The organism is Actinomyces culturomici, assembly GCF_900499005.1.
In the GTDB taxonomy this organism is placed as follows: domain Bacteria; phylum Actinomycetota; class Actinomycetes; order Actinomycetales; family Actinomycetaceae; genus Pauljensenia; species Pauljensenia culturomici.
Genome location: NZ_LS991316.1, coordinates 1,461,202 through 1,480,205 on the forward strand (window position 1 = coordinate 1,461,202; position 19,004 = coordinate 1,480,205).

At 67.3% G+C, this 19,004-nt stretch carries 17 protein-coding genes; 5 read left to right on the plus strand and 12 right to left on the minus strand.

The features are described from left to right. Positions 1 to 82: 82 nt before the first annotated feature. The 7 genes from DY157_RS06445 to prfB all read right to left on the minus strand — a co-directional run bounded on the left by DY157_RS06445 (position 83) and on the right by prfB (position 9,734). Positions 83 to 2,287, minus strand: coding sequence for a YhgE/Pip domain-containing protein (locus tag DY157_RS06445; RefSeq protein WP_115727735.1), 2,205 nt, complete (start codon positions 2,285 to 2,287; stop codon positions 83 to 85). Beyond that, a complete protein-coding gene (locus DY157_RS06450; RefSeq protein WP_115727736.1) occupies positions 2,284 to 4,974 on the minus strand; it encodes a YhgE/Pip domain-containing protein in 2,691 nt (896 codons plus the stop codon). Before DY157_RS06450 ends, DY157_RS06445 begins: the two co-directional genes overlap by 4 nt. A gap of 18 nt (positions 4,975 to 4,992) precedes the next feature. Next, the gene (smpB, locus tag DY157_RS06455) at positions 4,993 to 5,520 is read right to left on the minus strand and encodes an SsrA-binding protein SmpB (protein ID WP_115727737.1); all 528 of its coding nucleotides are present in this window, start codon (positions 5,518 to 5,520) and stop codon (positions 4,993 to 4,995) included. A gap of 72 nt (positions 5,521 to 5,592) precedes the next feature. After that, complete coding sequence (locus DY157_RS06460; RefSeq protein ID WP_115727738.1) at positions 5,593 to 6,864, minus strand: peptidoglycan DD-metalloendopeptidase family protein; 1,272 nt, start codon at positions 6,862 to 6,864, stop codon at positions 5,593 to 5,595. A 2-nt stretch (positions 6,865 to 6,866) separates the two neighbouring features. Continuing rightward, positions 6,867 to 7,781 (minus strand): permease-like cell division protein FtsX, encoded by a 915-nt coding sequence (gene ftsX / locus DY157_RS06465; protein ID WP_115727739.1) that lies wholly within the window; start codon positions 7,779 to 7,781, stop codon positions 6,867 to 6,869. A gap of 4 nt (positions 7,782 to 7,785) precedes the next feature. Further along, positions 7,786 to 8,475 (minus strand): cell division ATP-binding protein FtsE, encoded by a 690-nt coding sequence (gene ftsE / locus DY157_RS06470; RefSeq protein ID WP_115727740.1) that lies wholly within the window; start codon positions 8,473 to 8,475, stop codon positions 7,786 to 7,788. Positions 8,476 to 8,609: 134 nt separating this feature from the next. Continuing rightward, a complete protein-coding gene (gene prfB, locus DY157_RS06475; RefSeq protein WP_115727741.1) occupies positions 8,610 to 9,734 on the minus strand; it encodes a peptide chain release factor 2 in 1,125 nt (374 codons plus the stop codon). A gap of 268 nt (positions 9,735 to 10,002) precedes the next feature. Here prfB and DY157_RS06480 point away from each other — a divergent pair, with 268 nt between their 5' ends. The 5 genes from DY157_RS06480 (at position 10,003) to DY157_RS06500 (ending at position 15,797) form a co-directional block, all read left to right on the plus strand. Next, the gene (locus DY157_RS06480; protein WP_115727742.1) at positions 10,003 to 10,827 is read left to right on the plus strand and encodes a sensor histidine kinase; all 825 of its coding nucleotides are present in this window, start codon (positions 10,003 to 10,005) and stop codon (positions 10,825 to 10,827) included. Continuing rightward, positions 10,824 to 11,525 (plus strand): response regulator transcription factor, encoded by a 702-nt coding sequence (locus DY157_RS06485; protein WP_115727743.1) that lies wholly within the window; start codon positions 10,824 to 10,826, stop codon positions 11,523 to 11,525. The genes DY157_RS06480 and DY157_RS06485 overlap by 4 nt, the downstream gene beginning before the upstream one ends. A 124-nt stretch (positions 11,526 to 11,649) precedes the next feature. Next, entirely contained in the window at positions 11,650 to 12,720 is a 1,071-nt protein-coding gene (locus DY157_RS06490) for an ABC transporter substrate-binding protein (RefSeq protein WP_115727744.1), read from the plus strand. Positions 12,721 to 12,825: 105 nt separating this feature from the next. Then, positions 12,826 to 14,565 carry an ABC transporter permease gene (locus tag DY157_RS06495; protein ID WP_115727745.1) on the plus strand — a complete coding sequence of 580 codons (1,740 nt, stop codon included), beginning with the start codon at positions 12,826 to 12,828 and terminating at the stop codon, positions 14,563 to 14,565. 23 nt (positions 14,566 to 14,588) lie between these two features. Next, positions 14,589 to 15,797 carry an ABC transporter ATP-binding protein gene (locus DY157_RS06500; RefSeq protein WP_115727746.1) on the plus strand — a complete coding sequence of 403 codons (1,209 nt, stop codon included), beginning with the start codon at positions 14,589 to 14,591 and terminating at the stop codon, positions 15,795 to 15,797. 98 nt (positions 15,798 to 15,895) lie between these two features. Here DY157_RS06500 and gdhA read toward each other — a convergent pair whose 3' ends face one another. From gdhA to DY157_RS06525, 5 genes are all read right to left on the minus strand, one after another. Further along, a complete protein-coding gene (gdhA, locus tag DY157_RS06505) occupies positions 15,896 to 17,257 on the minus strand; it encodes an NADP-specific glutamate dehydrogenase (RefSeq protein WP_115727747.1) in 1,362 nt (453 codons plus the stop codon). A gap of 139 nt (positions 17,258 to 17,396) precedes the next feature. Next, positions 17,397 to 17,882: a hypothetical protein gene (locus DY157_RS06510; RefSeq protein WP_115727748.1), complete on the minus strand. Its 486-nt coding sequence runs from the start codon at positions 17,880 to 17,882 to the stop codon at positions 17,397 to 17,399. Then, on the minus strand, positions 17,875 to 18,321 hold the full coding sequence (locus DY157_RS06515) for a hypothetical protein (RefSeq protein ID WP_115727749.1): 447 nt from the start codon (positions 18,319 to 18,321) through the stop codon (positions 17,875 to 17,877). Before DY157_RS06515 ends, DY157_RS06510 begins: the two co-directional genes overlap by 8 nt. After that, entirely contained in the window at positions 18,318 to 18,749 is a 432-nt protein-coding gene (locus tag DY157_RS06520) for a TadE/TadG family type IV pilus assembly protein (RefSeq protein WP_115727750.1), read from the minus strand. Before DY157_RS06520 ends, DY157_RS06515 begins: the two co-directional genes overlap by 4 nt. Further along, on the minus strand, positions 18,721 to 18,930 hold the full coding sequence (locus tag DY157_RS06525) for a hypothetical protein (RefSeq protein WP_115727751.1): 210 nt from the start codon (positions 18,928 to 18,930) through the stop codon (positions 18,721 to 18,723). The genes DY157_RS06520 and DY157_RS06525 overlap by 29 nt, the downstream gene beginning before the upstream one ends. Positions 18,931 to 19,004 lie beyond the last annotated feature (74 nt).

Genomic DNA, 19,004 nt, shown 5'->3' on the forward strand with positions numbered 1-19,004 from the left:
CGACACGCTGCGTTGCCGCAGACCCACGGATTTATTAGTCTACGCCCACAGCCCCCCGCCCGTCAAGGGAAATACCGACGCCTCAGAGCAGCTTCGTGGACTCCAGCTTCTCCACCATGCGCCGGTTCTTGCGCACCAGCAGCGGGCGCAGCGCCAGCCCCAGGAACGCGGCAAACAGGATGAAGGAGGCCAGGAACCACATGGCGTCCGCGTACTCGTGCCCCGCGTACCCGGCGATCGACGCACGCAGCGCCGTGATCGCGTGCGTGGCCGGCAGGAACGGCGAAATCGACGAGTAGAAGGACGGCAGGATCGCCAGCGGGAACGCTCCCCCGGCGCCCGAAATCTGCAGGACCAGGAGCAGCACGCCTAGGGCCTTGCCCGCGTTCCCGAACGTCGCAATGAGCGTGTACAGGAGGAAGGAAAACACGGCGGCCGTCAGCCACAGGGTGCCCATGAACTGCAGCGGGCGAGCGTGCTGGACCTTCAGGAAGTACAGGTCGCCCAACCCCACGAGGGTCGCCTGGGCGAGCGCGATCGTCCCGAAAATCAGGTAGCGGCCCAGGTACCCGGCGGCCAGGCCGACGGGCTTCGCGGTCAGGGTCGCACGCAGCGAGTCACCCTCGCGCAGGCCTTCCGCAACGTTGGAGTCCGCGACGTCCGAGCGCATGGACACCACCATGAGCACGGAGCCGACCCACAGGGCCAGGATCGTGTACAGGGGCGCCATCTGGGAGCCGAAGTTCTCCACCGGGTAGACGGGAATCTCCTCGACGCCCACGGGTGCCGCAATCGCCGCGGCCAGGGCCTCGGGATTATTCCCGATGATCGTTCCCAGCGTCGTCAGGTCACCACTGGCAAGCGCCTCACTGATCGAGGAGTGCAGAGAGTCGAGCTTTCCGGCCGCCTCACGCAGGCTCGTGGCCGCGCCACTCAGGTTGTCGCGCAGCTGGGTCGGCCCGTCGCGCGAGCTGCCGCTGCCGTTCGAGGCCGTGGACGTCGCACCCTCCAGGGACGTGCGCGCGGCGCTCAGGGACGACTGGGCCGAGGCCAGGGTGGCGGCCAGCGATTCAAGCTGAGGCCGCAGGTTGTTCTCGTAGTCGGAGGACAGGCCGTCGACCGCGGAACGCGCCTGGGCGATCAGGCCGTTCGCGCTCGCGCGCCCAGCGTCGGCATTCGCGACCTTGGAGTCCAGCTCGGAGGCGGAGGAACGCAGCCCGTTCGCAACCGCGGTCAGACGGTCGGAGGCGGCCTGCAGGCGGTCCATCGAGGACTGGGAGACGGGCGAGCCCGGCAGCGCCTCCAGCATCGACTTGATCGATGCGAAGCTGGCGGCTTGCGTGTCCAGCACGGAGGCCTGCGAGCGCAGCGTCGAGGCTGCGTCCGACGCGCTCGTCGAGCCGTTCGCATACACGTTCTCGACGGCGCTCGACAGGGAGGACAGCGAGGACTGCGAGGCGAAGATCGCATCGGACACCGAGGAGACCGCCGCCGACGCAGCGGATCCGAGTCCGCCCGCTCCGGCCTGAGCGCTCGAGACCGCGGACTGCGCAGAGCCCTTCGCGCTGCCCAGCCCGTCCACGAGCGTAGTCGTCGAGTCGATAAGCGTCACCGAGGAGCCCACGAGAGACGCGTAGGCATCCGCGCTATCGGCCGCGGTACGCAGGCGCGAGGCGACGCTCTGTACGCGGTTATCGAGGGCCGTCACCGTGTTGACCGCGGACGGGGCGGACAGCGCATCCCCCACCGACGTTGCCGTGTCGAGGGCGACCTCGGACAGGGTCTGCACGAAGATCTGGTTCACCTGGGCGCTCACGGCCTCGGCACCCTGCCCGGCGATCTTCGGTGAGATACCGTTCTTCTTTTCGTTGACGTAGTAGGTCATCGGCGCGGAGGACGCTCCCCCATCAAAGAAGGTCAGCATCTCGCGCGAAAAGTCCGACGGGATGACGATGGCCGCGTAGTACTCGCCCGAGCGCGTCCCCTCGACCGCCTCATCCTCGGACGCGATGACCCAGTCGAAGTTGTCGTTCTTACGCAGCGCGGACACCACAGAGTCCCCAATGTTGACGTGCAGCGGCACCAGGTCCGACTTGTAGCCCGCGTCCGTGTTCGCAATCGCGATGCGCAGGCTTCGCGTGTTCCCGAACGGGTCCCACGAGGCCGCCACGTTGAACCACGTGAACAGGGACGGAATGACGACCAGGCCGAAGACGACGACGGTCGCAATGAAGGAACGATGCGCGCGGCGCAGGTCGCCGCGGTAGATGGCCCAGATGGTGCTCACTGCTGCTCTCCCTTCGCCGCCTCCGATGCCTCGCCCGCGCTGTCCTCATCGACGAGGCCGGGGCCAGCCTCGTCCGTATCCTCTCCCCCACGCTCACCGAGGGAGGACGCCAGCGCCGACGAGATCGACGCGCCCACAGCGGCAGCACCCAGCGCGAGACGCGAGCGCGCGCCCTGCACGCGGCGGGTCAGCAGCGAGCGCACGTCCCCCTCGTCCATGGCACCCAGGAGCTGCTGACGCGCCAGGGCCTCGCGCACGTACTGCAGGCCGATCAGGAACGTGATGACGAGGAGGACCCAGACGATCCATGCACCCAGCACGATCGGCACCTCCGCGACGTTCGCGACCGACAGGACGGCGAGCGCCACCGGCACGATGATGCCGACGACGATCGCCACGCGGCGAATCCTCGGGTATCGGCGCTCGAAGCGCGCGGCGCGGCTGCTCACCGAGCGCTGGAAACCGTCGTGGTCCGCCAAGGCCGCCACGATCTGGCTCAGGCGGTAGCGGCTGGAGGGGACGCGCGTTGCCTCGGCCATGAAGAGGCCAGAGGAGGCCAGGTCACGCGTAATCATCGCGTTCAGGTTCACCAGGTAGGGGCGCAGCGCCAGGCCCACCAGGAACGACACCACGGCGTGGACCGCCAGCCCGCCCATGGCGACCGCGAACTCGTGACGGTAGAAGCCCCCAACCGTCTCTCGCAACGCGTTAATCCCGTAGGTGAAGGGGAAGAACGGATAGAGGAAACGGAAGAAGGACGGCATCATCTCGATCGGATACAGGCCGGCGGCGCCGGGGATCTGCAGGACCACGATGATGACGCACAGGCCCTTGCCGATATGCTGGAAGCACGTCGAGAGCATGTAGATGATCGACACGAACACCAGCGAAATAACGATCGACGTCCCCACGAAGGCCAGGCGGGAGACCGTCTGCACGCCGATGATCAGGTCGCCGATCGACACGACGAGCGCCTGGATGACGCCGAAGAAGGCGAGCAGCATCCACCGGCCCATGTACTTGGCGGCTGAGGACACCGGGCCCACTTCCTCCTCATCAACGTCGAGCTTAATAAGGATGACGAGAGCAAACGCTCCGATCCACAGGGCCAGGTTCGTGAACAGCGGCGCCATGGCCGAGCCGTAGGCGGGCACGGGGTACACGGCCTTCGTCTCGATCTGCGTCGGCGAGGCCATGAACGAGGCGATCGATTCTGCATTGCCCCCGAGGGAGTCCGCGAGGTCTCGCAGCGTGTTCGAGGAGGACAGCGAGGAGATGTCCGTCGCCACCGAGTTCAGGTCGGCCGTGATCGCAGCGACGTTCGTGGCGCTCGTCTGAGTCGCCGTCTTTGTCCCGTCCAGGAGAGAATCGAGCTGGTCGAGCAGGCCCGACACCTGGTCGCGCTGGCTGCGCAGAGTGTCGAGGGAACCTCGCATCGAGGAGGACGCGCTCGAGAAATCATCGAGGGCCGAGGAAATGGCGGGCAGCTGGGAGGAGACACCGCTGCGGGCGCTCGTCACCGAGGCCGACACCGCAGCGGAGGCGTCGGACGCAGACGTGAGCGCGCCCGATATCGACGAGGAGGTCGCCGAGAGGTCCGAGTTGAGGGTCGTCAGGTTGCCGAGCACCGTGGACAACGCAGCGTTCTGGTTCGTCAGGTCGGTCAGAGCCGTCCCCGCCGCAGGAAGGTTACCGATCCCCAGGGCGTTCAGATCCGCGAGCACCTCGCCCACCGAGTCGTTAATCGACGCGCCCTCAGTGAGCAGGCCACCCACGCGCCCGGACGCGCCCTGCACCGCACCGTCAAGGGTGCCCGCGTCGGCCGAGACACCCGCAAGGGCGCTCGCCGCATTCGAGGACAGGCCATCAAGAGTCCCGCCCATCTGACCGGAGAATGAGGCCAGCGAGGAACGCGAATCACTCACGAGCTGGTCCGCCTGGTCCAGGGACGCCGACAGATCCGAAGCTGCGCCATCCAGCTCCCCCAGGAGCGCACGCGCCGAGGCCACCGACGCCTTCGCCGCGTCGATCTTCTTCCCCATGCCATCCAGGGTCTGCGACGCACTGCCCAGCTTGGCCGATGCCTCGGACACCGACGCGGACACGTCCGAACGCTTCTGGTCAGCGTTGTTCGCGATGCTCACCCCGGCCTCGGACGCCTTCTCCAACAAAACCTTGGCCACCGTCGAGACGAACGCGGAATTGATCTGGCGGTCCAGCGCCGTCGCACCCGCCCCCGTGATCTTCGGGGCGACCGCATTATTCTTCTCGTTGACGTAATACTGGATATTCGGCTTGACGTACGTGCCGTCAACGATGCCCGTCAGGTCACGCGAAAAAGACGCCGGGATGATGAAGGCCGCGTAGGAATCACCGCGCTCGACCTCCGCGCGGGCCTCGTCGGCGCTCACGAAGTGCCAGCCCAGCTGATCGTTCTGATTCAGCTGAGTCTCAAGCATCGCACCTACATTCACGGTGCCGATCCGGTCCTTGGTCGCGCCCTCGTCCTCGTTCGCCACCGCCACGCGAATGTGGGAAGTCTGCGAATACGGGTCCCAGAAGCCAACGATGTTGAACCACGCGTAGAGCGCGGGAACGAACGCCATACCGATGATGACAATCCACGCGACCGGTACACGTAGCAGCCTCAGCAGATCACGACGAAAAATCCTAACGGAGCCTCGCACAAGGTCGCCTTCTTTCCCCTATCGGCGGGCCTGCTTCACGTAGCGGCGCATCGCGCGCTCGGCCTCGCGCTTGTCCTGCGCCTCGCGCAGCGACTGGCGCTTATCCCACTCCTGCTTGCCCTTGGCGAGTGCGATCTCCACCTTCGCGCGGCCTCCGATGAAGTAGAGCTCGAGCGGGACGACCGTGTAGCCCTTCGCGGCGACCTTCTGCTCGATGCGCTCGATCTCCGCCTTGTGGAGGAGGAGCTTGCGCTTGCGCGTCGGCGCGTGATTGTTCCACGAGCCCTGCGAGTACAGCGGGATGTTCGCGCCGTACATCCAGGCCTCTCCGTCCTTCGCCTCGACCCAGGAGTCGACGAGCGAGGCGCGGCCCATGCGCAGGGCCTTCACCTCGGTCCCCGAGAGGACGAGCCCGGCCTCCCAGGTGTCCTCGATGAGGTAGTCGTGGCGCGCCTTCTTATTGCGCGCGATCGTCTTCTTCGCGTCGGACGCGGCCTTCCGCCGCTCGCCCTCCGTGGGCTTCGGCTTCTTCCAGTCCTTGGGCACGGCGCACCTCCTCTCCCCCGTCGACGAGGGCGGAGCCCCTCCCGAACAGAACGCCCAGTCTAGCGCCCCGGTCTACAAGTAGCCCATCGGGTCGACGTTGACGCCGTTCTGGAGCACCCCGAAGTGGAGGTGGCAGCCCGTCGCGTACCCCGTCATGCCGACCTGCCCGAGGACGGTGCCCGCCGAGACGTACTGGCCGGGCGACACGTAGATCGCCTGCATGTGGAGGTACTCGGTGACGACCGAATTGCCGCCCATCATCCCGTGATTGACGTCGACGTAGTTGCCCGCCGACACGCTCGAGGAGACCGCCGCGACGACGCCGTCGGCGACCGCGTAGATCGGCGTCCCGCAGGTCGCGCCGAAGTCGGTGCCGGCGTGGAACTTCGCGTATCCGAGGACCGGGTGCATACGCCAGCCGAAGGGCGAGGTGATGATCATCGACGCGTCGGGCAGCGGATTGCGGAAGCCCGACGACGAGGTGTAGCTCGTGTTCTGCGCGCGGTTCGCCGCGTCGATCGCCTGCAGCTTCGCCGTCATCGAGTCGTAGTCGGCCTGGGACTGGGCGAGCTGCGCGTTCGCCTCGGACTTCTTCGAGTCCCACACGGCCTGCTTCGCCTCGGCGTCCTTCTTCGCCGCCTCGAGGGCGGCGAGCGACGCCTGCGCGTCGGCCTCGGCGGCCCGAGCCTCCTCGAGGGCCTTCTCGGCCTGAGCCTCGAGTTCGGCGATGCGCTCGGTGATCGCCTTCTGGCGGCTCACCTGGGTGCGCTGCGTCGCCTTGACGTCGAGGGCGGCGTTGAGCGCCTGGGACTGGGAGCGGGCCATCGCGTCGGCGGCCGCCGCCCGTTCGTCGATCGACTCGGTGCCCGACTTCGTGAGGGCGACGACCACCGCGGAGCTCGAGCCGTTCTTGTACATGCGCCTGGCGAGGTCGCCGATCGCCTCGTTGGCCTGCTGCTGCTTCGCCTCGGCCTCCGCGATCTCCTTCTCGAGCGCCTCCTGGTCGCCCTGGGCGGCGACGAGCTGGCCGAGCGCGATCTCGTGCGCGCGATTGGCGGCGTCGCGCCGGGACTGCGCGTCCTCGAGGGTCTTCTGCGCGACCGGGATCTTCGCGTTCGCCTCGGCGAGCGCCTTGTAAATCGCCGAGAGGTTCGCGTCGATCCCGTCGATCTCCGCGTTGAGGGAGTCGATCTGCGCGGCGGCGGCATCCTTCTTCTGCGCGATGTCGTCGCGCGAATCCTCGGCGAGCGCGGGCGCCGCCCACAGGAGTCCCGCGGTCGCGAGTGCGAGCGACGCGGCGAGAGCCCTCGAACCGCGCCGTCGTCCGACGGATGAGCGCACCATGATCACACCTTCGTGTACTTGGCGAGGGATACCCCCGACGCTACCAGGGCGAGGAGCACGGCGGCGAGGATCAGAAGCGGAGTCATGATCCCGACCTCGCCCGCTCCGATAAAGCTCGTCCACTTGAAGGCCGGCGCGAGCCAGCCCTGGACGAGGAAGTGAACGGCCGCGAAGAGCGATCCGTCCGCGAGGAGGGCTCCGGCGACGGCGGCGAGGGCACCCTCGATCATGAACGGCGCCTGGATGAAGAGGTTCGAGGCGCCGACGTAGCGCATGATCTGCGTCTCCTGCTCGCGGCTCATCGCCGACAGGCGGATCGTCGTCGAGATGAGGAGGATCGCCGCGATGATCATCACCGCGCCGAGCCCGAGCGCGAGCATGCGCGCCGCGTCGATGACCTTGAAGAGCGGCTCGATGATCTCGCGCTGGTCCTTCACCTCGGAGACGCCGGCGACGCCGGAGAACTCCTCCTTGATGATCGAGTACTGCTCGGGATCGACGAGCTTCACCCGGAAGGACACCTGCATCATGTCCGCCGTCGTCCACTGGCCGATCGTGGAGTCGCCGTAGAGCTTCTTGAAGTTCGCGTACGCCTCCTCCTTCGACTCCTCGTAGACGTTCTTCACGTACGGCTTCATCTCGTCGGAGTTCAGCTTGTCGCGCACCGCGGCGATCTGGTCGGCGCTCGCCTCCTCGCCGTTGCACGAGGGCGTCCCGTCGTCGATCGCGCACATGTAGACCGAGACCTCGATCTTGTCGTACCACTGCGACTTCATGCGCATGACCTGCATCTGCGAGAGGCCCGCGACGCCGACGAAGAGGAGCGAAACGAAGGTGACGAGGACGACCGCGACGGACATCGCCCGGTTGCGCGACAGGCCCTTGCCGACCTCGGAGAGGATGAATCGGAGCTTCACGCGATCACCTCGCCGATCCGTAGACGCCGCGCGACTGGTCGCGGATGACCTCGCCGCCCTGAAGTTCGATGACGCGCTTGCGCATCTGATTGACGATGTCCGCGTCGTGGGTCGCCATGACGACCGTCGTCCCCTGCCGGTTGATCCGGTCGAGGAGGCGCATGATGCCGAGCGAGGTATCGGGATCGAGGTTGCCGGTCGGCTCGTCCGCGAGGAGGAGCTCGGGGCGGTTGACCATCGCGCGGGCGATGGCGACGCGCTGCTCCTCGCCGCCGGAGAGCTCGTGCGGCAGGCGCTTCTCCTTGCCCGCGAGGTCGACGAGGGCGAGTGCCTCGGGGACCGCGGTCTGGATCGCGTGCTTCGGCTTGCCGATCACCTGCATGGCGAGCGCGACGTTCTCGTACACCGTCTTCGACGGAAGGAGGCGGAAGTCCTGGAAGACCGTGCCGATCTGGCGGCGCAGCTTCGGCACCGCCCAGTTCGACAGCTTCGACACGTCCTGCCCGAGGACCCACACCTTCCCGGACGTCGCCTTGATCTCGCGCATGACGAGCTGGAGGAAGGTCGACTTGCCCGAGCCGGACTTGCCGACGAGGAAGACGAACTCCCCGCGCTCCACTTCGAGGGATACGCGATCGAGCGCGGGCTTCGCGCCCGGCATGTACACCATGGTGACGTCGTCGAATCGAATCATTGGGCCGTCCGGATCGGGGTTGTGGTCCCGATCAGACTAGGCGCGCACGCGCCCCCGACCCCTTTCCGACACGCGGCGCGCACGGCTCCGCCCTCGTCCCCGGAGATGGGCGACGAGGGCGGAGGCGGTGTCCGTCAGGCGTTCTCGGGGTCGTTCTGCTGGTTCTTGCGCCAGCGGATGCCCGCGTTGATGAACCCGTCGATGTCGCCGTCGAAGACGGACTGCGGGTTGCCGGACTCGAACTGGGTGCGCAGGTCCTTCACCATCGTGTAGGGCTGGAGGACGTAGGAGCGCATCTGGTCGCCCCACGAGGCCTTGACGTCGCCGGCGAGCTCCTTCTTCTTCGCCTGCTCCTCCTCGTGGCGCAGGACGAGGAGGCGGGACTGGAGGACGCGCAGGGCCGCGGCGCGGTTCTGGATCTGCGACTTCTCGTCCTGCATGGAGACGACGATGCCGGTCGGGATGTGCGTCATACGGACCGCGGAGTCCGTCGTGTTGACGGACTGACCGCCCGGGCCGGACGAGCGGAAGACGTCGATCTTCAGCTCGGACTCGGGGATCTCGATGTGGTCGGTCGACTCGATGAGCGGGATGACCTCGACCGCCGCGAAGGACGTCTGGCGGCGACCCTGATTGTCGAAGGGGCTGATGCGGACGAGGCGGTGCGTGCCCGCCTCGACGGAGAGGGTCCCGTACGCGTAGGGCGCCTGAACCTCGAAAGTCGCGGACTTGAGGCCCGCCTCCTCCGCGTAGGAGGTGTCCATCACCTTCGTCGGGTAGCCGTGTCGCTCGGCCCAGCGCAGGTACATGCGCAGGAGGATCTCGGCGAAGTCGGCGGCGTCGACGCCGCCCGCGCCGCTTCGGATCGTGATGACGGCGTTGCGCTCGTCGTACTCGCCGTCGAGGAGGGTGCGAATCTCGAGGTCGGAGATGTCGCTCTTGAGCTTCGCGAGGTCGCCCTCGGCCTCGGCAAGGATGTCGGCGGCCTCCTCGGGGTCCTCCCCCGCCATCTCGACCATCGCCTCAAGGTCGTCGATGCGGTCGACCATGCGGGTGACGCGCTCGAGCTCGGACTGGCGATGCGAGAGCGCGGAGGTGACCTCCTGCGCGTGCGCCGGGTCGTCCCAGAGGTCGGGCGCGGTCGCCTGCTTTTCGAGCTCGTCGATCTGCGCGCGCAGGCGGTCGGGCTGCACGACGGCGAGGACGTTCTCCATCGTCGTGCGCAGTGCATGGATTTCTTCGGGGAATTCAATGGCCACGCGCCCAGGGTAGTCGATCGATCGACGAGGGCGGGGCCGGGCGCCGCCTCGAGGGGTATGAGGCGCGCCGCCGCGGCGCATGACCTCGCGGCCCGCGGCGCATGACCAGGTGAGGGCACACCCCACCCGCGACACTGCCGCCACTCCACCGAGAGCATCACCTTCGTACGTCGAGGGGATGCGTTCACCCCACCAGCCCCACGGCCGCCACGCAGCGGGGCCCGGCCCGCTAGGGTGTGGACACTCGCGAGACGAAGGAGGCGAATCGATGATTTTGACTTCCACTGCACTCCTCATCGCGGTTATCGCACTTGCCGCGAGCCTTGTCGCGCTCGCGCTCAGCCGGCGCGAGCTGATCCGTACCCGTGCCGAACTCGCCCGTATCAAGGATTTCTACGCCGAGCGATTGCGCAGGCCCGGCATCCTCTCCCATGAGCTGAGGACGCCGCTCACCGTCGTGCGCGGCGCCGCCGAACTCCTCCTCGACGAAGCCGCCGGACCGCTCAACCCCACGCAGAAGCGCTTCGCGCAGACGATCGCGGAGAACTCCAACCAGGTCATCGAAATGGCGGCCGATCTCCTCGCGGAGATCCGCCTCGAATCCGAGCTCTTCAACCTCCGACTCGAGAGAGTCGAGATGCGCGAACTCGTCCGACGCGAAGTCGCCCAGCTCCGCCGCTTTCACTCGGCATCCATCCGACTGGACAACCACGGAGCACCCATCCACCTCCAGGCCGACCCGCGGCTCATGAGCCAGGCGATCACCAACGTCGTGACGAATGCCGCCCGTCACGCCGGCGAGGGGGCCTCCATCCTCGTCTCCCTCGCCGACTCGGACGAGGACGTCACCATTCAAGTGGCCGATGACGGACGCGGGATGACCTCGGAAGAGCGCGAGCGCCTGTTCGTCCCCTTCGCCACTGGCGGTTCCTTGAGGCCCGGCACCGGACTCGGCATGATGATCACCCAGAAGATCGTCGAACTCCACGGCGGCCGCGTCCTCGTCGACACGGTCTCCACCAAGGGAACGACCTTCTACCTCGTCCTGCCGCGCCGGTGGCGACGAGTCGACGAGAGGAGCCCGCAGGAATGACCGCCCCGGAGCGCCCCGCCCGCGTCCTCGTCGTCGACGACGAACCTCAAGTGCTCATGATCATGCAGTTCGCCCTCGAGACCGCGGGATTCGACGTGACGACCGCGAAGGACGGGGCGAAGGCATGGCAGGCCTTCTCCGCAGTCGCCTTCGACCTCGTCGTCCTCGACCTCATGGTCCCCTCCATCTCGGGACTCACCCTCGCGGAGAGGATCCGGGCGTGCTCCCGAGTACCCATCATGATGATCACCGCGCTCTCCGAGGAGTCCGACGTCATCCGCGGACTCGAAACGGGCGCCGACGACTACCTCACCAAGCCCTTCAGTCCCAAGGAATTCGCACTCCGCGCTCAGGCGCTCGTCCGTCGATGGAAGGGAGAGCCAGCGCGACGCATCACGAACGGCGACCTCACGATCGACGTGGTCGAGCACCGCATCGAGTTGGCCGGAAGCGTCATCGAGTTGGCGAACACCGAGATGCGTTTCCTCGAGGTTCTCGCGCGCCGCATCGGCGAATGCGTGAGCTACCGCGAACTCCTCAACACGGTCTGGGCGGTCGACGATCCGATCGGCGGGAAGGACATGATCAAGATGAGCGCCTACAGGGCCCGCCAGGCCCTCGGCGAGAACGGACGCCAGTACATCGAATCGGTGCGCGGCATCGGCTACATGATGCCGAGGACGACTCCGGCTCGGTAACCGGGGCGTTACCAAGGGTTACCGGGAGGAGACCCGCTCGCCGGCGCCGTCGTCGACCATGAAGGAGTCCCCGGGTCGCCGAAGACCCCGACACGCCTCGTGCCCGATTCGAAGGAGAATCCCCATGACGAAACGCCGTATCGCTCCCGCTCTCGCCCTCGGCGCCATCGCCTCGATCACACTCAGCGCCTGCGTCGTCGCCGATCCCTCGCAGTCCGCCTCGAGCGGAGCATCCGGTGCCGGCGACTCCGACTCCCTCACCGTCGCCTGCGGAGCGATGGAGGATCTGTGCCAGAAACGGACGGAGACCTTCACGCAGGCGACCGGAATCAAGGCGACGTACGTCCGCCTCTCCTCGGGCGAGACCGTGGCCCGACTCGACTCCGCGAAAGACAATCCCGAGTTCGACGTCTGGCACGGCGGCCCCGTCGACGGCTACGGCGCTGCGGCGGAGAAGGGACTCATCGAGGCGTACGACTCGCCCTCGGCGGCGGACATTCCCGCCGACTACAAGGATCCCGATCACTTCTGGACCGGCGTCTACGTCGGCGTCCTCGGCTTCTGCTCCAACCAGGCCGTCCTCGACAAGCTCGGGGTGAACGTCCCGGATTCGTGGGACGACCTCCTCGACCCGGCGCTCAAGGGCCAAGTCTCCACCGCCCACCCCTCGACCTCGGGCACCGCGTTCACGACCCTGTGGACCCAGGTCGCCCTTCGCGGAGGCGAGGAACAGGCGCTCGACTACATGAAGCAGCTCCACAACAACGTCCTCCAGTACACGAAGTCGGGTACTGCGCCCGGCCAGATCGCCGGACGAGGTGAAGTCGGCGTCGGCCTCGTCTTCTCCCACGACTGCGTGAAGTACAAGGAAGAAGGCATGAAGGATCTCGTCGTCTCGTTCCCCAAGGAGGGCACGGGCTACGAGGTCGGCGGCGTCGCACTGATCGCCAACACGAAGCACGCCGAGGCCGCGAAGAAGTACGTCGACTGGGCGATCTCGGCGGACGCCCAGAACCTCGGACAGACCGTCGGCTCCTACCAGATCCTCACGAACCCGAAGGCGACCAGCTCCGACAAGATGGTGAAGCTCGCCGAGGTGACGCTCGTCGACTACGACTTCGCCGCCGCCTCCGCCGCAAAGCCCGAACTTACCGCCCGCTTCGACGAGGAGATCGCCGCACAGCCGCGCGAGTGACCGTTCTGCTCCGCCCGGCGCTCTAGGGCGCCGGGCGGAGCACCGTACCGATCCGCCGACGGATCGTCACAACTCGCCAGCTCCGCCCCCATGAATGGATTCCGTATGTCCACCACCGCCATCTCGAGCGCCGGAGGCGTCGCACCCCCCGCCTCCTCCCAGCGCACCCGCGTGCGCCAAGACCCGGTGACGGTCGCCATCGTCGCCGTGGTCACCGCGATCCTCTTCCTTCTCGTCCTCCTCCCCCTGGGAACGATCCTCGCCCGCGCCTTCACCTCCGACGGGCTCGCAGTCCTCGGCTCCTCCTTCGCGACGAAGACGAACCGCACGATCATCCTCAACACGATCATCCTCGGCCTCGTCGTCGGAGCCGTCGGCACTCTCATCGGCTTCTTCCTCGCCTTCGTCCAGGCGCGCGTCGCCCTTCCGGGGAAGAAGCTCCTCCACCTCATCTGCCTGATCCCGATCGTCTCGCCCCCCTTCGCGGTCGCGACCTCGGCGATCACCCTGTTCGGCCGAAACGGCATCATCTCCACCCAGCTGCTCGGCCAGCAGTGGAACATCTACGGACTGCCCGGCCTCACTCTCGTCCTCTCCCTCTCCTTCTTCCCGGTCGCCTACATGAACATGCTCGGCATGCTGCGCAATCTCGACCCGGCGATGGAGGAGGCGGCCGCCTCCCTCGGCGCCTCCGGATGGACGGCATTCCGCACGGTGACCCTCCCGATGCTCGTTCCCGGCTTCGCGGCCTCCTTCCTCCTCCTCTTCGTCGAGGCGATCGCCGACCTCGCGAATCCGCTCGTCATCGGCGGCGACTTCACCGTGCTCGCCTCGCGCGCCTACGTCGCCGTCAACGGCGAGTACAACACGGCGGCCGGCAGCGCGTACTCGCTGATCCTCCTCGTGCCCGCACTCCTCGTCTTCCTCCTTCAGCGCTACTGGGCGAACAGGTCCTCCGCGGTCACCGTCACGGGCAAGCCCACGGGCAAGGTGAAGATGGTGACGACCCGGATCGCGCGCCTCCCTCTCGGAATCGTCGCTGGAGTGCTCGCCGCCTTCATCCTGGTCATCTACGCGACGGTCATCGTCGGCGCATTCGTCAACATCCTCGGCGTCGACAACACCTTCACGTTGTCGAACTTCCAGTACATCCTCTCCGGCATCGGCAACGACGCGATGATCGATACGACGATCCTCGCCCTCATCGCAACGCCCATCGCGGGCATCCTCGGAATGGTGGTGGCCTGGCTCGTCGTCGTACGGTTGCGCGCCAGCGCCGGGGTCATGGACTTCCTCGGCATGCTCGGCCTGTCCGTGCCGGGGACCGTCCTCGGCATCGGCTACCTCATCACCTACAACCACCCGTACATCCTCGGGCGCCTCCAGTTCCTTCCGGCCCTCGCAGGCGGCGGCGCGGTGTTCGGAGGCGCCCTCGCGATCATCCTCGTCTACGTGGCGCGCTCGATGCCCTCCGGTCAGCGTTCGGGCATCGCGAGTCTTCAGCAGATCGACAAGTCGATCGACGAAGCATCGACGTCGCTCGGAGCCTCCGGCCTGCAGACCTTCGCGAAGGTGACGCTGCCGCTCATCCGCCCCGCCTTCATCGCGGGCCTCACCTATGCCTTCGCCCGCTCGATGACGACTCTCTCACCGATCGTGTTCATCACCACGCCGCATACGAAGATCATGACCTCGCAGATCCTCGCCGAGGTCGATGCGGGGCGATTCGGCAACGCCTTCGCCTTCTGCACGATCCTCATCCTCATCGTCATGACCGTCATCGGTCTCACCAATCTGCTCGTGCGCGACACCTCCGTGTCCGCTCAGGGCCGCGCGGGCCTGTGAGCCCGGAAGAACAGGAGACGCACATGTCCACTCCCTCCCCGTCCTTCGAGACCGAAGCCCGCGCTCCGCGGCCAAGCGCCGACGCCGTCGCGGCGCCGCCGAGCGCCAAGCCGACCGGACGACTGTCCCTCGCCGATCTGACGAAGACCTTCGGCGACGCCCCTGCTCAGGTCACCGCCGTCGACCACATCTGCTTGGACATCGAACCGGGCGAATTCATCACCCTCCTCGGCCCCTCGGGCTGCGGGAAGACGACAACGCTGCGCATGATCGCCGGATTCGAGGACGCGACCTCCGGTCAGGTTCTGCTCGACGGCGCCAATATGGTCTCGGTCCCCGCGAATCGCCGCCCGATGTCGATGGTCTTCCAGTCCTACGCACTCTTCCCGCATCTGTCGGTGCGAGACAACGTCGCGTACGGACTCAAGCTCCGCAAGATCGCGAAGTCCGAACTCGACGAGGCGGTCGACGTCGCGCTCGCATCGATGAACCTCACCGCGATGGCGGACCGCGCGCCCTCGCAGTTGTCCGGAGGCCAGCAGCAGCGCGTCGCCCTCGCTCGCGCGATGGTCGTCCGCCCGAAAGTGCTTCTGTTCGACGAGCCCCTGTCGAACCTCGACGCGAAGTTGCGCGTGAAGATGCGCATCGAGATCCGCCGGATGCAGAAGCGTCTCGGCATCACCTCGGTCTACGTCACGCACGACCAGTCCGAGGCGATGGCGATGTCCGATCGGATCGTCGTCATGAACTCCGGGCGCATCGAACAGGTGGCGCCGCCCTCGGAGATCTATCTCCACCCGGCGTCGGTGTTCGTCGCGGACTTCGTCGGCCGCGCGAACTTCCTCGCGGCCGAGGTCGAAGAAGTGCTCGAAGGCTCACGCGCTCGAGTGCGCGCGCTCGGTCAGTCGATCGTCGTCCCCTGTCAGGAGCGGGCTCTCGATGCGGCGCGGTCCGGGGACGAGGTCGTGCTCCTTGTGCGCCCCGAGTCCCTCCGCCTGGTGAAGGACGAGGCCGCCGCTCCCGCGATCACCGGGTCGAGCGCGCAGGTCGTCACCTCGGTCTTCTACGGGGAGACCGTCGAGTACGAGATCGAGACGGAGTTCGGATCCGTCATCGCCGTCGTCTCTGATCCGCGCGAGGAGGACATTCTCACCGAGGGACAGGCGGTCCGCCTGTCGATCGAGGCGGAGAAGGCCTGGCTGTTGAAGTCCGGGGAGTCTGCGAGCGCCTGACGGACGCGCCTCCTCATTCCGACGACGAATCGGGCGAACCCCATTGCGGGGTTCGCCCGATTCTCTTCGTCGTCCGCAGTCCAGTGCGAATCGGCGGATCAGATGAGGCCGAGGTCGACCATCGTGTCGGCGACCTTCTTGAAGCCGGCGAGGTTCGCGCCCGCGACGTAATCGCCGGCGACGCCGAACTCGTCGGCGGTCTCGACCGAATTCTGGTGGATGTTCACCATGATCTGGTGGAGCTTGGAGTCGGTCTCCTCGAAGGCCCACTGGGTGCGGCCCGAGTTCTGCTGCATCTCGAGGGCGGAGGTGGCGACGCCGCCCGCGTTCGAGGCCTTGCCCGGCGCGTAGGCGACGCCCGCGGCCTGGAGCGCTTCGATGGCCTCCGGGGTGGTCGGCATGTTCGCGCCCTCAGCGACGAGCTGGACGCCGTTCTTGATGAGGGTGTTCGCGGCCTCGACGGGGAGCTCGTTCTGCGTGGCGCACGGAAGGGCGACGTCGCAGGGGAGGTCCCAGATGGAGCCGCCGGAGACGAAGTTCGCGCCGGAGCGCTCGTTCGCGTAGTCGGAGACGCGGCCGCGGCGGACCTCCTTGATGTCCTTGAGGAGGGCGACGTCGATGCCGGCCTCGTCGACGACGTAGCCGGAGGAGTCGGAGACGGCGATGACGGTCGCACCGAGCTGCTGGGCCTTCTCGGTCGCGTAGATCGCGACGTTGCCCGAACCGGAGACGACGACCTTCTTGCCGTCGAAGGACGAGCCCTTCACCTTGAGCATCTCATCGGCGAAGTAGACGAGGCCGTAGCCGGTCGCCTCGGTGCGGGCGAAGGAGCCGCCCCAGTTAAGGCCCTTGCCGGTGAGAACGCCCGCGTCGTAGCGGTTGGTGATGCGCTTGTACTGGCCGAAGAGGTAGCCGATCTCGCGGCCGCCCACGCCGATGTCGCCGGCCGGAACGTCGGTGTCGGGGCCGATGTGGCGGGAGAGCTCGGTCATGAACGACTGGCAGAAGCGCATGACCTCGGCGTCGGACTTGCCCTTGGGGTCGAAGTCGGAGCCGCCCTTGCCGCCGCCGATCGGGAGGCCGGTGAGGGAGTTCTTGAAGATCTGCTCGAAGCCGAGGAACTTGATGATCGAGAGGTTGACGGAGGGGTGGAAGCGGAGGCCGCCCTTGTAGGGGCCGATCGCCGAGTTGAACTCGACGCGGTAGCCGCGGTTGACGTGGATCTTGCCGGAGTCGTCGGTCCAGGGAACGCGGAACATCAGCTGGCGCTCGGGCTCGACGACGCGGTCGAAGATCGCGAGATCGGCGTACTCGGGCTTCTTCTCGGCGAGCGGGGCGATCGTGAGGAGGACCTCGTAGACGGCCTGGTGAAACTCCGGCTGATCGGGGTTGCGATCCAGGACGGCCTGGTACACGGGGCGGAGGGTATCGGACAGTCGGGAGAGATCAAGGTTGCTCATGGCCTGAATGATGTCAGTCGATGGCGAGAATTGGGAGAACCTTTTCACATACTGACCATGGATCAAGTCACACCCAAGACGAACTAAAGTTCGATCGACCTTTCTCGGGGGCCGCTTGACTCATTCTTGAGTAGGAGGATCAGGGGACTTCGCTCACCCGCGCCGTCGACGAGCGCTCGAGGACCGGGGCGACCACCCCTTCGAGGATCCCGGGGACGAGGGGGAGCTCCGCCCTCGCCCGCACGCCCACGCGCACCTCGCCGCCATTGCGGGCGGCGGCGACGACCTCCGCCCCGAAACCGACGTCGCATGTGGTCGACGACAGATCGACGAGGGCGCGGCGGGCGACCTCGAGAGCGGAGTCCTCGCTGACGACGAGCCTGGCGGACCCGCCGGCGTAGTACGCGTCGGCGTCGATGACTCCCGCGGTCGCAGCCGCGATGCGATCGGCGCATGCGAGGAGTCGACGGTCCTCGATCGCGACGGCGGTGATCGCCGATGAGACGAGGACGAAGGAGGCGACGATGAGGAGGCAGGCGCCCATGAGCAGCCCGATGCGCCCGTCCTCGCGCGCCGGATCGCTCGCACTGTTGATCGCGCCCGTGCGCCCGCTGCGATCAGTCATCGAGGCTCACCCCCTCGACGAGTGACGCGGCGCTCGCGCTGATCGGCAGGGCGAGGCGTTCCCCCGCCCATCCGGGCAGGAGCGGCAGCGGCACCGACGTCGAGACGACGACCTCGACGTCGCGCCCGTCGCCTCCGCAGGTGCGGCATCCGATCCGAGTCGCGGGCGCGGAGGCGACGTGGAAGTCGTCGAAGGCGAGGTCGATCTGCGCGAGCGCCGTCGCCTCGTCCGCGGGGTCCTCCGCGAGGACGCGAGCGGCCTCGCGGGCGCCCGCCTCGGCGGCGAAGAGGCCAGCCTGGACCTGGGCGAGGGCGACGACGAGGTAGACGACCGGGACCACGAGGAGGAAGACGAGACCGATGAACTCGACCGTCGCCTCGCCGCGTTCGTCGTCGCGGGCGGCGCGAATGCGGTCGCGCGCCTTCTCGACGCCCTTCACGCCTCCCCCTCGACGATTGAGGAGCCCGACACCGTCAGCCATTTCGGCCCGAAGCGCGCGACGACGGGAAGCTCCATCGTCACGGTGACGACGAGGACCTCGCGGCCCCCGATCGCTCGTCGCTCGGTCGTGATCTCGCGGTCGTGCGAGCCCGCGAAGGCGGTGAGGAGTTCGTCGGTTCGCGCGATCGCATCGGACTCGACGGCCTCGAGGAGCGCTCCGCGGCGCGCACCCTCGCTCGCCGCGGCGATCGCCATGTTCCGGGTGTGGAGGGCGAAGCCGAGTTGAAGCAGGGCGAGGACGACAACGAGGACGAGGAACTGGACGAGGACGTGCGAGACGACCTCGGACCCCGATTCGCCCCGCGAATCGGGGCCGGATCGGCCCCGTCCTCGGACGTCAGATGCCCGCGAGCGAATCCATCGCACGGTTGAAGATCTCCAGGAGACGATCGGAGGCCACGCCCCAGATGAGGACGACGAGCGCCGCTGTCATGAGCGTGATGAGGACCCAGCCGGGGACATCGCCCCTCTCCGGGTCGTCGCCCGGGTACAGGGCCGTGCGCATGCCGGCGAATGCCGCGAGGACGGCGACGGTGAGGCGATCCATGGGGGTTCTCCTTCTCGGTGTGCGGTGGGTGGGTGCGTGTCGGGAGGGCGGACATCGGCTGGTGGAGGCGTTCG